Annotated in this window: 11 protein-coding genes and 1 pseudogene; 5 read left to right on the plus strand and 7 right to left on the minus strand. The window is 51.7% G+C overall.

Annotated features, from left to right (window positions below; translation table 11 throughout):
• Nucleotides 1-710 (minus strand): annotated as a pseudogene (locus tag B2067_RS07620) (leucyl aminopeptidase family protein); the annotation flags it as partial.
• Nucleotides 711-834: 124 nt separating this feature from the next.
• Here B2067_RS07620 and B2067_RS07625 point away from each other — a divergent pair.
• Together B2067_RS07625 and B2067_RS07630 are read left to right on the plus strand one after the other, a co-directional pair.
• Nucleotides 835-1245, plus strand: coding sequence for a YeeE/YedE family protein (locus B2067_RS07625; protein ID WP_301387994.1), 411 nt, complete (start codon nt 835-837; stop codon nt 1243-1245).
• A complete protein-coding gene (locus tag B2067_RS07630; protein ID WP_301387996.1) occupies nt 1242-1664 on the plus strand; it encodes a DUF6691 family protein in 423 nt (140 codons plus the stop codon). Before B2067_RS07625 ends, B2067_RS07630 begins: the two co-directional genes overlap by 4 nt.
• A 221-nt stretch (nt 1665-1885) precedes the next feature.
• On the opposite strand, the gene B2067_RS07635 is transcribed toward B2067_RS07630, so the two are convergent.
• On the minus strand, nt 1886-2773 hold the full coding sequence (locus B2067_RS07635; protein WP_068444051.1) for an alpha/beta fold hydrolase: 888 nt from the start codon (nt 2771-2773) through the stop codon (nt 1886-1888).
• Nucleotides 2774-2949: 176 nt separating this feature from the next.
• Here B2067_RS07635 and B2067_RS07640 point away from each other — a divergent pair, with 176 nt between their 5' ends.
• Nucleotides 2950-4584, plus strand: a complete 1635-nt coding sequence (locus B2067_RS07640) for an alkaline phosphatase D family protein (RefSeq protein WP_301387998.1) — start codon at nt 2950-2952, stop codon at nt 4582-4584.
• 22 nt (nt 4585-4606) lie between these two features.
• Here the strand turns inward: B2067_RS07640 and B2067_RS07645 are convergent, their stop codons facing one another.
• On the minus strand, nt 4607-5488 hold the full coding sequence (locus B2067_RS07645; protein ID WP_076515661.1) for an alpha/beta fold hydrolase: 882 nt from the start codon (nt 5486-5488) through the stop codon (nt 4607-4609).
• Nucleotides 5489-5623: 135 nt separating this feature from the next.
• Here B2067_RS07645 and B2067_RS07650 point away from each other — a divergent pair, with 135 nt between their 5' ends.
• Nucleotides 5624-6031 carry a YqaA family protein gene (locus B2067_RS07650; protein ID WP_301387999.1) on the plus strand — a complete coding sequence of 136 codons (408 nt, stop codon included), beginning with the start codon at nt 5624-5626 and terminating at the stop codon, nt 6029-6031.
• Nucleotides 6028-6990 carry an RluA family pseudouridine synthase gene (locus B2067_RS07655; RefSeq protein ID WP_301388001.1) on the plus strand — a complete coding sequence of 321 codons (963 nt, stop codon included), beginning with the start codon at nt 6028-6030 and terminating at the stop codon, nt 6988-6990. Before B2067_RS07650 ends, B2067_RS07655 begins: the two co-directional genes overlap by 4 nt.
• Here B2067_RS07655 and B2067_RS07660 read toward each other — a convergent pair.
• The 4 genes from B2067_RS07660 to B2067_RS07675 all read right to left on the minus strand — a co-directional run.
• Nucleotides 6920-7894: a substrate-binding domain-containing protein gene (locus tag B2067_RS07660; RefSeq protein ID WP_301388002.1), complete on the minus strand. Its 975-nt coding sequence runs from the start codon at nt 7892-7894 to the stop codon at nt 6920-6922. The two genes, B2067_RS07655 and B2067_RS07660, sit on opposite strands and share 71 nt — an antisense overlap.
• Nucleotides 7895-8090: 196 nt before the next feature.
• Nucleotides 8091-9956: a thrombospondin type 3 repeat-containing protein gene (locus B2067_RS07665; RefSeq protein WP_301388004.1), complete on the minus strand. Its 1866-nt coding sequence runs from the start codon at nt 9954-9956 to the stop codon at nt 8091-8093.
• Between the two features lie 146 nt (nt 9957-10102).
• Complete coding sequence (tkt, locus tag B2067_RS07670) at nt 10103-12091, minus strand: transketolase (RefSeq protein ID WP_301388005.1); 1989 nt, start codon at nt 12089-12091, stop codon at nt 10103-10105.
• Between the two features lie 141 nt (nt 12092-12232).
• A partial coding sequence (locus B2067_RS07675) for a TrmH family RNA methyltransferase (protein ID WP_301388006.1) occupies nt 12233-12892 on the minus strand: 660 nt, incomplete at its 5' end.

Raw genomic sequence — 12892 nt, forward strand, 5'->3', positions numbered from 1 at the left:
TCGCCAGGTTTCATATTCAGACCGCCACTGTCGAAGCAGATACCTTTACCTACTAACGTGACCTTAGGGTGGTCTGGATCTCCCCAGGTCATATCAATCAGGCGAGGGTCATGCTCGCTGGCGCGGCCTACCGCGTGGATCATGGGGTAGTTCTGCTCAAGAAGTTCTGAGCCCACGATGTCCCGGACCTTTGCTCCGAATTCATCGGCCATTGAATGAACCGCTGACGAAATGTTCTGCGGCATCATGTCAGACGCAGGTGTATTGATCAGGTCTCGAACGCGTTTAGTACCTTCTATTAAGCGGCCAGCTTCCTCAATGATAGCTTCGTTATTCAAAGCCAGTTTTGCGGTGATAGCAGGCTTCTCTGTATAGCGATCGAAGCGGTAGGCACCGACGCCCCAGCCGAAGGCAAGAGCCAGCAGGCTTTCATCGGAAAGGTCAGAAACGGGAGTGTATGTTCCAGCTGGCAATGCACTGGAAAGGTTGCCACAGACGAAGAAATCTTCGGTAGATTCAACCACGCACAAAACGCTATCAATGCTTCCGTCTGTTGCTGGAATGATGGTGTGGCCGGAGCCAGCATAGCCCGAATGCAGAAGCCATTGTTTGACGTGTTCCGGCTGACTATCGAGCCAGTTGGCGTAGTGCTCTTTCTCGATCAGGTGAAGGGGCGTACCTTCCTGGCTATGCATCAGTACTGCAGACATCGTTATTTCCTGTTTCTGGGTATTCGCTTAGTAGTATAGGAGTATAACAAGGGTAACAGAACCGGACAGATATACAGGGTTCGGGTAAACTAAGCCGCTTTTATTCTGGGCCTTGGGAGGCAGAATGTGGGATGAAATTGGCGGTGGCTTTCTGATCGGTGCCGCCGCGTCTTTGCTCTGGGTGGGCATCGGTCGCATCAGTGGTATGACCGGGGTGCTTTCCAGTTTGTTTCTGGTTATGGACTCAGGGCGCCATTGGGCACTTGCGTTTCTGGTCGGGCTATTGGTTGCCTGGCCGGTCGTGCAGGCGGCCGGTTATTCAACTCCGATAAACATCACTGATAGCACAGGGCTTCTGATTACTGCAGGGCTCCTTGTGGGGTTTGGTACCTATATTGGCAATGGCTGTACCAGTGGTCATGGAGTGTGCGGCATGGGCCGGCTTTCGTTCCGCTCATTCGTCGCGACACTGACCTTTATCGCAGCCGGTATTGTGACCGTCGCGATCATGAATGCAGTGGGGCTGAGTCTATGAAGTACATTATCCCTTTTCTGAGTGGTCTCCTTTTTGGACTTGGCCTGTTGGTCTCAGGTATGAATGATCCACAGAAAGTCCGGGCATTTCTGGATGTATTCGGGAGCTGGCAGCCGGAATTAATCGCAGTGATGGGCGCCGCAGTGGTGACCTTCTTCATCGTCTTTCAACTAAGTAAAGCCCGGACTAAACCTCTGTTCGCTTCGAGTTTTCACCTGCCAAGTCTTCAGGATATTGACCTTCGTTTGGTTGCTGGTGCCGCTATGTTTGGAATAGGTTGGGGGCTGGTCGGGCTCTGCCCGGGGCCCGCGCTGGTTGACGTATTGTCTGGTAATGAGAGCGTACTTATTTTTGTTGGGGCGCTGATTGCCGGCAACCGCTTGGCTCACTATTTTGTTGGACCAGTAAAAAGCAGCTAAGAGTAGCCAGGAATAAACAAGAATAACTAATAAGCCTTGATCAGAATTTGCTATCGGGCCATTAGTTAATATCTGTTTCTGTTTGGTGCTGATACACGGTTAACTGTGAAAAACGTTAATACAGGGCCAGCACCATGCATCGCTTATCTGATTCCGCTTTATTCATCCTGTCTGTCTTCGGCCAGCCTCATCTTTGTATTGACGAGGCGGCACATTCAGATTCAGAGAACGCGTGACAGAAACTCTTCGGCGTCTTTCACAGACTGTTCCGGAATTTCTTCCATCGGTACATGACCGACACCAGGGTAAGTAATCAATTCTGACCCTTTGATGTCCCGATGAAACAGTGGCGCGTTCTTCGGCGTGATCCAGATGTCTTTCTCACCCCACTGAATCAGAGTGGGGGCGGTTACGTCAGAAACTCTCTCAGGCGTCATATTGTCGAGCTCCTCAAAGATTTTCAGCAGCGATAACGGATTGCCTTTGTGCAGCATCATATCCTGATAACACGGTATTTTTTCTTCCGCTATGCGTCGCTTGTCCCCGTAAACCTCACCGAGAATGTATCTCACGACAAACTGAGGCGTTGCTACCCGCACAAGGTGGCGCAGGTAGGGGGTTGTGAAAAGCTTCATGATCAGAGGAAGCTGCATCGGGTAGCCCGCTGCATCCAGAAGTACGAGCGCCTGAACTTTTTCAGGGTGCTCTGCCGCGAAGCTCCAGGAGATATAGCCACCTAGCGAGTTTCCTACCAGTACAGCCTTCTCCAGCTTCAGGTGCTCCAGCAGCGCATTGATACGGTCGACAATTCCTTCGATGGAGGTATCACCGTCACTGATAGCACCGCTGAGGCCGAAGCCAGGCACATCAAGGCGAACAATCCGGTACTTCCCCTTCAGGTGCTCAACCCAGCCATCCCAGGTCTGGAGCGAGGCCATGATGCCATGCAGCATGATGAGGACTGGTGCGTTTTCGTCCTGACTTCCCTCAACCCGGTAATGAATATTGTCACCACGGTAATGGAAGAATCGGGAGTTATCGTTGGTATAGATCTCGGCCAGCTCTGCTGTACTCAGTTTCGTCAGGCCCAGGTAACGCATCAATGACATGCTGCTTTCCTTTATTTTCTGTTCTGCAGAAGAATGCCCGTCTCTTGGTGTGACCGGTAGGTTGAATAGCGACAGCATTGACTGCGAAATTGTCATCGTTTTGTCAGATGGGGGCCATCTGACTGTCATTTGCAGAGGGTTTACTGTGCGCGTCAGTCACAGAATGAGCCGACGATATGCCTCTGTCTCGCAGGGAGTTTCTGATTGATAGTCTCGCCAGTGGTTTTCTGTTCCCCGGCGGTAAAGATCAGAGAAAACAGGCTGGATTTCCTTTTCGCCACGGCATTGCCAGTGGTGACCCTCTGACCGACGCTATTATTCTCTGGACGCGAATTAGCCCTGACGGCGACCGGGATCTTGTGCCATATCGGTGGGTAGTAGCAACCGATCGCTCTCTTCAGGGTATTGTTGCCTCAGGAGAGGGTCTGGCTTCAGCAGAGCGGGACTTTACTGTTAAACATGATGTTCGTGGTTTGCTCCCGGGCAAAACCTACTTCTATGCGTTTTACGCCCGCGGGCACTGGTCTGATACCGGTCGATTCCGGACACTGCCAGAAGGGAACGTCGATCACCTCAGGCTTGCCTTTACCTCCTGTTCAAATTACGCCGCAGGCTATTTCAATGTATATCGCGAACTGTCACATCGTCATGACCTCGATGTGGTTCTGCACCTGGGCGACTACATCTATGAATACGCCAATATTGAAGAATCGTTAGCTTCAGGTCGGGTTAACGAGCCCTTAGGTGAAACCGTGTCGCTGGAAGATTACCGGGCCCGGCATGCCTGTTATAAGGCGGACAAAGATCTTCAGGCAGTGCACCGCCAGCATGCTTTCATTGCCATCTGGGACGATCATGAAGTAGCGAATAATGCGTGGCAGGGCGGTGCTGCTAATCACTCGTTAATACAGGGTGAGTGGGGGCAGCGCTTAAGTGCAGCGGTACAGGCTTATTACGAATGGATGCCGGTTCGCGAAATCAGCCACACCGGCCGACTGGCTCTGTATCGCGGATACCGCTTCGGTAACCTTCTGGATCTCTCGGTGCTGGACACCCGCCTTGCAGGACGGGATGCACCGGCGGAAACCCCCGACGCAATCAATGCGGAAGAGAGAACCTTGCTAGGTGCAGAACAGGAAGCCTGGCTGGAGACCCGGTTGGCTTCAGCACAGCAGGAGGGGGTCACCTGGAAGCTGCTGGGTCAGCAAGTGATGATGGCGCAATTCGGACTGGCGGAGCAGCCATTTAATTACGATCAGTGGGATGGTTATCCTGCGGCACGTCGTCGCTTATTCGATTGTATTCGCCGGCACAATGTAGAAAATTTTGGTGTGCTGACCGGCGATATTCACTCAGGTTGGGCTATGACACTGAATGATGACCCATTCACTTCAATCGACACTCCGATAGGCTTCGAATTAGTCACACCCGCGGTGACATCGCCGGGAATCAGTAATAAAACAACGGCTGCGTTAGCGGGCTCTTCGTTAATGCAGGTGATGCCTCATCTGGAATTTATCGATTTTTATTATCGCGGGTTTGTCTTACTCGACATTACCCATGACCACTTGCAAGCCGAGTGGTGGGTGGTTAACCGTGTTGATAGCCCACGTTATGACTCTGCCTGTATGAAAGCATTGAAACTGAAACGCGGTGAATACCGATACATTGAGTCTCAGCCTGTTAAGCCTGTGACATCGTCGATCGGATTGGCTGATTTTTCAGAAGACCTTTCGTACCTGAGAAACTGGTCGGCAGGCGATGAGCGGGCAGCAACCGATATGATCGCCGCCCTTCACTCTGGAAATTAATTCGCTCTTTAGCGTACTGGTTTCAGGGTCTCAATAAAAATTCGCGGGCATCTTTTACGCTGATTTCCGGAATTTCTTCCATTGGCATATGACCTGCGTCGTCATAAATAACAGACTCTGAATTACGGATTTTCTTCATGAAAGATTTTACGTGGCGAAGAGGAATCCAGCGGTCTTTTTTACCCCACATAATCAGTGTCGGTTGATTCATGTTTTTCATATAGCCGGTACGGAAACCACCAATATTTCGTATGTAATGAACAACACGTGCAGAAGCAGCCCGGTTGCCTTCCCGCATCGACAGGTCGTAATAGAGATCTACTTTTTCTTTTTTGACCTTAGAGCGATCACCGTACACATCTTTGATTACCGCCCAGAATGCAGCTTTAGGATACTTCACGGTCTGGCTTAAGAAGGTTGCACCGGGCAAGGCCAGCGATATCAGGAGCCATGGTGTAACGAACAGAAAACCGGCCGAGTCGATAAGGATAACTTTTTTGACTTTCTCCGGATAACGGCCCGCAAACTCCCAGCTCATCCAGCCGCCTAGCGAGTTACCTGCAAGCATGCACTCACTGATGCCGAGAGCATCGGTAAAGTCGTTCAGGAAGTCACTGTAGATATGTTTAAACATGCCTTTAGGGTGCGCACCAGTTAAGCCATAGTTTGGTGCATCGAGAGCGATTACCCGGAAGTCTTCTTTCAGGGTATCAATCCACTCTTCCCATGTGTGCAGTGATGAAAACATGCCGTGTAACAGAATGAGCACAGGGCCTTCACCAACATCACGGTAATGCACATCCATTCCCTGAACCTGAATGAACTTAGAATCAGCGTAAGCGTGGCGACGCTTGATCTCATCCAGTGGAATGCCGTACTTCTCTTTAAACAACGACTGCAGCATGTTGGCCTCTGATATCCGCAATGTTGGCGACCGTAGACGCCCTGACTGGTAAAATTGGGTCTTATTTTATCAGACACCTGTATTATCACTATGGTCGAAAGGGACTTTTTTGAAGTTATAGCAGAAGCCAGCCTTATGTTCTTGCTGGCGCTGGCCGCGGGCTCAATCCTTCCTGTCGGGTCCGAGTGGTATCTGGTGTTATTGCTGGAGCAAGGCGCGGTTGCCTGGCTGGTTACTACTGCTGCGATTATCGGGAATACAGTAGGGGGCTGGCTAACCTTTGCGTTGGGGGTGGGTGGAAGGAAGCTCTATGAGCGTTCACACGAGTTACCGCGCCGCTTCCAAGTTGCCGAGAGCCTTTTTGCGCGTTACGGCCGTTGGTCGTTATTGTTCAGCTGGGTGCCTTTGCTGGGTGATATCCTCGTTGGGCTGGCCGGTGTCGCGAAGCTGCCGTGGAAGTCTTCTTTTGTACTTATTTTTATCGGTAAGGCACTGCGCTACCTTTTTATCTACAGTGTCTGGGCGGGGCTGACCCATCTATGAGTTATCGATTGAAGGCGACTTTGTGCGCAGCGGACGAAGGGCGAACGCCTGATGACTTCCTGCTCTGGCTGCTTCCCCGGCATTCGGAGTACGAACGTACTCAACTTCTTGCCAGAGCCACTCTGGGCTGTACGCCTTTGAACGAAATTGAGTACTTACCAGGTAGCGGCGAGCTCTCAGTTCTGCTGGAAGATCACCAGGAAGATGCGGTATCCGTCCGATGGCAGATCGTCTGGGAGCGCCACGATCTGATGGTAATATTTAAACCCCACCAATTGCCCGTAAGCCGCACCACCCGTAACTTATTCGGTACTTTGATCTCAGAAATACGCAGGCATACCCCCTGGCGTGATGCGCGCCTGATGCATCGGCTTGATGCAGAGACTGCAGGACTCATTCTTATTGCAAAACATGAGGCTGCAGACCGACGCTGGAAGAAACGCCTGAACCGGCTGGTGGGTGTTAAGGAGTATTATGCGCGCGTTTGGGGAGCACCTTCCTGGGAGCACCTGGAAGATTTTACTCCCTTGTCAGAGCGAGTAGACAGCGAAATCAGGACACGTATGTATCCTGTCTCTGACGCTGATTCTGCCGTATACCGAAGCGTGAAACAGTGTCACTCGGAATTTGATGTTATCGAAAAGGAGGGGGAGAGCGCTTTAATCCGGTGCCGGATTCATACCGGTCGCAAGCACCAGATTCGTGCTCACCTCGCAGCGCAGGGACATCCAATTGTTGGCGATAAGATCTATTCACATGATGGCCGCTTCTATCTGAAGCGATTGGGCTCACCTCTGTCGGCTGAGGATCTTCGGGAGCTCGGTGCCAGCCACCAGTTACTGGTGGCGTGTAAGCTGGTACTTAACCTTCCGGGTGAGGAAGTCACCGTTACTCTGCCTTCAGTGTTGGGTCATCCGACGGAGATTGAGCTGGCACGAGAATACTTGTCGTATAAGTGACTGCTGGCACATCTTCGTTTTGAGACAGGCGTTTGAGTTGCTCGTACACAAGGTGCCCCATATTTTCGAAGTCGATGCTTACTAATCCTTGCAGTAATCCCTGACGCAACATCTCTCTGTGCCCGGTGCTGATCTTGCCGACACCCGCAATAATCTGCGTATTTAGCTGTTCGTCTCCGAGAGCGGACATCGTTGCAATAAATGCACGTTCGTTGACGATTGGCCAATGCCCGACTGAGACCAGAAGGTCAGGCTGAATATCACGAAGGATACCTGTTAACTGATGCAATGCTTCTCTGTGATGGGCGTTAGGAAGTTTTGGGCAACGGGTCGGTTCCGTCCAGCCACCTTCGCCCGATAAATGCTGGCCGGACTTAAGCGGGTGATCGCCAGCGAGATAGCGACGCAGCGCATCGACACGAATTGCGAGGTTCGGGTCGTGATCCACCGTCATGATACAGATGCTGCCAGCCTCGGGAGCCGTTGCAAGCGCAAGCCTACCGAGGTCACGACCAAAGGCTTCGTTGTCTGCGCCGACGTATGGGAGTGAGGCGAGCTTTTCCTCCTTTTTGAAGGGGGAGTCAAACGTCATGACTGGAATGCTGGCCTGAGTCAGCCGGTCTGCAATGAAAGAAGACTGCGTCACCGAAACAGCAATCGCAGCGTAGCGCTCACTGGTGAGCGCCGCCTCAATTGCTCTGGCCTGTAAGTGAGCATTCGCTGGTTCTGGGGAGCCCAGTAGCTCGCAGAAATTACCTTCCTTCCGCGCTGCTTTGTCGCATGCATTCCAGGCCAGTACAAAGTTCGGGTCAGAAGTACTCTTAGCGACTAAGCCAAATATTTTCGGTTCAGCGACAACCTGAGCAGAACAAGCCGCGAGCATGAAAATAAGAAAATATTTCATTGATAACGTTATCAATTCTCATTAGCCGGTACTCATTCAGGATATACCCTGTGGCCTGTTTAGCAAGGGGTGGGAAAGCAGTATTTTTGTGCGGGTTGATTAAAGAGGGTTGCTGACTGGTTCTGTCAGTGTAAAAACTGGCAGGCATAAAAAAACCGGGCGAATTGCCCGGTTTTATAACAGTTTGCTTGCGGTCTCAGACTGTTGAGCGCCGACGTGCCAGCAGGCTAAGAAAAGCGAGTACCAGCCAGAAAAGGTTGACCGCGCCACCACCGCCGCCACCGGAAGAGGGCTCTGTCTCTACACTCTCTGTCTGTTCTTCATCCGGCAGAGCTGCGGCAACCGCCTCGACATCAACCCGACTGTTTATCTTATAGTCGACCAGATTCATGAAATGCGTGCCGTAAAGCCCGATATCTTTGAGGTAGATATAATACATGCTGCGATGAAATACTGAGGATACGAGAGTTATGTATTCTCTAATTTCCCCGTTAAAGTTCATTTCACCTTTATCAATCATGTACACGAAGTGATTCAAGCAGTGCTCATGAGTGCATTTTGAATCGCCAGAAGCTGCAACAGTTCCTCCCTCCTGAAGCTCGAAAGGCAGGTGTAATAAATCAATCTCTTCGACGCCGAAATTCAAATCACCTTCAATAAAGTAATCTCGGTACAGGCTTTTTAGGTAGATACCATCTTTACCTATCCGGTAGTAATGACTCCCCTCACCGAACAAGCCATAGCTAGTGTTCTTATAAACCCTAGGTGAGTCTTCGCTGACAGTTGTAGTGACATCTTCGTTGTATTGTGGCGGGCTGAGTGAAACACGAGCGCGGTAGGTGTACTCAATATTGCCCAAAGGTACATAGTCGGCTAAAGAGATCGTACCGAAGTTATTGGCAGTGAACGGGTCTGTTCCTGTATTTATTTCGTAGACATCATTTGCGCCATCACCGTCGGTGTCTATATCAACAATATGGATTAGAAAACCATTCTCGTGTAGCTGAAGATCTCCGCCTTTGGAGTCCCGGTAATCCAGCTGATCTTCAATAGCATCTGGAATACCATCAAAGTCGTCATCGGGGTTACAGGCATCGCCAAAGAAATCGTATTCTTCAATCAGAGCTTCCTGAAGAGGATTAGGTACTTCGGGGCAATTATCACCGCCATCGGGAACCCCGTCTATGTCTGAATCCGCTTCGTCGTAATCGCACTCGTCTTGCAGGCCGTCGCCGTCGCTGTCTGAAAGTCCAGACCTCTCAAGCGGGCAGCCGTCGAGAGGAATAAGCAGATAATCGTCGTCGGTATCCTGTCCAGTCAGCACCCTCTTTAGAACAAGTGTGGGGGCGACATCATCACCAAATGTTGACGCAGAGTAATTGAGAGTAACTATTCTCGGGCCAGCGCTGATTCTCGCAGCTACGACAAACTCGCCTGAATCACTCTGTATGAAATCGCCGTACTCTGTCTCATTAATGAAAATACTGGTTGAGGCACCAGCTCCTTCGGGGCTATCGAGTTCAGCGACTATGTTGACAAGAGTTTCCTCTGAGAAGTTGGTTGCCAAAGCCAGCTTACCGGTTAAATGTTCATATTCATCGGTCGCCGACCTCAGCAGACTGAGCTGAATTCCATTTGGTGTCTCAGACAGCTGACCAGATTGTAGGCCTAGGGGTAAATCATCCGGATTCTGGGTCAGGTCAACATCATAGCTGCCTGGAATGACCGGCTGGGATTCAGAAGAGAGTGGATCAGAGCCAACGATCACCTCTAACAGGTTGCCGAATCCGTCGTTATCACTGTCCATGGCGTAGTCGTTAGAATTGTAGGAATCAGAACCGAAGTTGCTTTCTTCCTCATTCGTGAGTCCGTCGTTGTCTATATCGCTGTCGCATGCGTCTCCTTCGCCATCTGAATCATAGTCCTGTTGCTCAGCATTCGCGATATCAGGGCAATTATCGGTGACGTCCCATATAAGATCTCCATCACTGTCAGTATCTGAAAGTACGAAGGGTGAACTAAGAAGTGAGAGAAGTATTGTGAGGCTGATGACTCTGGACACGGATATTTCCTTATTAGTGTTTGAGTAGAGCTTATCACGGCAGTCAATACGACTGACTGGCTTTTGACGACGAGGGATGGATTGACATAAAAAACCGGGCGAATTGCCCGGTTTTTTAACGGCTTTGAGTACTACTTAGTAAGCAGTTACAGCAGGCCGTTTACTGCATCAACGACTGCGTCAGTGGTGATGCCGAACTCTTTGAACAGTTCGCCTGCTGGTGCGGATTCACCAAAGGTGTCCATGCCAACAATGGCGCCGTTCAGACCGACAAACTTGTACCAGTAGTCTTTGTGCAGAGCTTCAACCGCAACGCGAGCAGTAACGGCGGCTGGCAGTACCTGCTCCATGTACTCAGCGCCCTGGGCACAGAAGACTTCGGCAGAAGGCATTGAAACAACGCGGATGTTCTTGTCGCTCAGCTTCTCAGCCGCTTCGACCGCCAGAGAGACTTCAGAACCGGTGGCGATGATGATGGCATCCGGCGTGCCTGCACAGTCTTTCAGGATGTAACCGCCGCGGGCGATCGCTTCAACCTGCTCGGCGTTGCGTTCCTGATGTGGCAGGCCCTGACGAGAGAAAATCAGGGCTGAAGGACCGTCTTTGCGTTCAACTGCCGATTTCCAAGCCACTGCAGATTCAACGGTGTCGCACGGACGCCAGGTCTGCAGGTTTGGCGTGTTACGCAGGTTGGCTACCTGTTCAACTGGCTGGTGAGTCGGGCCATCTTCGCCCAGACCGATGGAGTCGTGGGTGTAGACGAAGATTGAACGCTGCTTCATCAGGGCAGCCATGCGTACGGCATTACGTGCGTATTCCATAAACATCAGGAAGGTGGCGCCGTACGGTACGAAACCTTTGTGCAGGGCAATGCCGTTCATCATGGCGCTCATGGCGAATTCACGCACGCCATAGAAAATGTAGTTGCCGGACGCGTCCAGACCGCTGACGCCTTTGCAGCCATTCCAGAGGGTCAGGTTAGAACCTGCGAGGTCAGCTGAGCCGCCGAGGAATTCAGGCAGCATAGGGCCGAAGGCGTTGAGTGTGTTCTGAGAAGCTTTACGTGAAGCAACGGTTTCGCCTTTTTCCTGACATTCGCGGATGTAGGCATCGGCCTGAGCCGCGAAGTCTGCAGGAAGGTCACCCGCGATGCGACGCTTATACTCAGCTGCAAGTTCTGGGTAGGCAGCTTCATAAGCAGCGAGCTTGTCGTTCCAGGCGAATTCTGCCGCAGCGCCTTTTTCTTTCGCGCTCCAGCCTTCGTATACGTTTTCAGGAATTTCGAAAGAACCGTGTTTCCAGCCCAGACGCTCGCGGGTCAGCGCGATTTCGTCGTCGCCAAGAGGCGCGCCGTGGCACTCTTCTTTACCTTCTTTGTTCGGTGAACCGAAGCCAATGATGGTTTTGCAGCAGATCAGGGTTGGCTGATCGCTGTTCGCACGTGCGGTGTCGATAGCCTGCTTGATCTCTTCAGGATCATGGCCATTGACCTTAGGAATCACCTGCCAGCCGTAGGACTCGAAACGCTTAACCGTATCGTCGGTGAACCAGCCTTCGACTTCACCATCAATAGAAATGCCGTTGTCATCGTAGAAGGCAATCAGTTTTCCCAGCCCCAGTGTGCCAGCCAGAGAGCAGGCTTCGTGGGAGATACCTTCCATCATGCAGCCGTCGCCCAGGAACACGTAGGTGTTGTGGTCAACGATTTCGTGGCCTTCACGGTTGAACTGACCTGCCAGAACTTTCTCTGCCAGTGCCATACCGACGCCGTTGGCGATGCCCTGACCCAGTGGACCCGTGGTGGTTTCGATGCCAGGTGCGTAACCGTACTCAGGGTGACCCGGAGTTTTGGAGTGCAGCTGACGGAAGTTTTTCAGATCGTCGATCGACAGATCGTAACCGCTGAGGTGCAGCAGGGAATAAATCAGCATAGAGCCGTGACCGTTAGACAGAATAAAACGGTCGCGGTCGGCCCATTCAGGATTCTCCGGGTTGTGTTTCAGATAGTCGTTCCAGAGAACTTCGGCGATGTCTGCCATGCCCATCGGGGCGCCTGGGTGTCCTGACTTGGCTTTCTGCACGGCGTCCATGCTGAGTGCGCGGATGGCATTTGCCAGTTCGGTACGGGTGGTCATGTAACGACTCCTGATCACGATTGCTTAGCATTGTCGGCAACCATCATCAGGGGCAGCCGAAAAAGGGGCGCTATTGTCCCTCAAGTACCGGAAATGGGCAACGCCGTCGGGCGGATTATGATCAGATAAAACTGTAAAGAGTCAGAGACGGTTGATCTCGTACGCCGCCATATTAACCGCTGTTGCAAGATTCAGAGATTCGATGGCGCCACAGCCGTTGATTGTGAAGGTATGCGGATCAATCGTTTCGAGTGCTTCGCGCGGTACGCCTCTGGCTTCATTGCCGAAGACATAGCAGTCGCAGCCCCTGAACGAAGAGTGACTCATGTGCTCTCCATGCATATCCAGCGTGGCGATATTGCGGAAGCGGTTGGGCAGAGACATCAGGTCGACATCAAGTTCCATCGGGACATGGAATATGGCACCCATACTGGAACGAACCACCTTCGGGTTATATGGATCAACGCTGTTGGGGCTGAGCAGCAGGCGGAAACCACCAAACCAGCCGAGAGTGCGGATGATGGTGCCCAGATTCCCCGGGTCCTGAATTTCGTGAAGGTAGACAGACTTAAGCTCAGGCGCTGACGCAGGAGACAGGTCTGCCATATTTACAACGGCGATCATACCTTGCGGTGACTTCGTGTCCGATAACTGAGACATCTGCTTATTGCTGATGACTTTCTTCTCGAAGGGCGCAGGCCAGTCTTTGTGCTGTTCAGTCACGTACAGGATCGTATTCCGCACCAGTACTGGGTTATCAGCACCAGCTCGCTCGAGTTCCAGAATCAGGTGCTCGCCTTC

This window comes from Thalassolituus sp. UBA2590, from assembly GCF_002339775.1.
Taxonomy (GTDB): Bacteria; Pseudomonadota; Gammaproteobacteria; order Pseudomonadales; family Oceanobacteraceae; genus Thalassolituus.

Bases quoted from the DNA above. Each gene is read 5' to 3' on its own strand.
- B2067_RS07625 (WP_301387994.1), top strand. From the start codon at position 835: ATGTGGGATGAAATTGGCGGTGGCTTTCTGATCGGTGCCGCCGCGTCT.
- B2067_RS07630 (WP_301387996.1), top strand. From the start codon at position 1,242: ATGAAGTACATTATCCCTTTTCTGAGTGGTCTCCTTTTTGGACTTGGC.
- B2067_RS07635 (WP_068444051.1), bottom strand. From the start codon at position 2,773: ATGTCATTGATGCGTTACCTGGGCCTGACGAAACTGAGTACAGCAGAG.
- B2067_RS07640 (WP_301387998.1), top strand. From the start codon at position 2,950: ATGCCTCTGTCTCGCAGGGAGTTTCTGATTGATAGTCTCGCCAGTGGT.
- B2067_RS07645 (WP_076515661.1), bottom strand. From the start codon at position 5,488: ATGCTGCAGTCGTTGTTTAAAGAGAAGTACGGCATTCCACTGGATGAG.
- B2067_RS07650 (WP_301387999.1), top strand. From the start codon at position 5,624: ATGTTCTTGCTGGCGCTGGCCGCGGGCTCAATCCTTCCTGTCGGGTCC.
- B2067_RS07655 (WP_301388001.1), top strand. From the start codon at position 6,028: ATGAGTTATCGATTGAAGGCGACTTTGTGCGCAGCGGACGAAGGGCGA.
- B2067_RS07660 (WP_301388002.1), bottom strand. From the start codon at position 7,894: ATGAAATATTTTCTTATTTTCATGCTCGCGGCTTGTTCTGCTCAGGTT.
- tkt (WP_301388005.1), bottom strand. From the start codon at position 12,091: ATGACCACCCGTACCGAACTGGCAAATGCCATCCGCGCACTCAGCATG.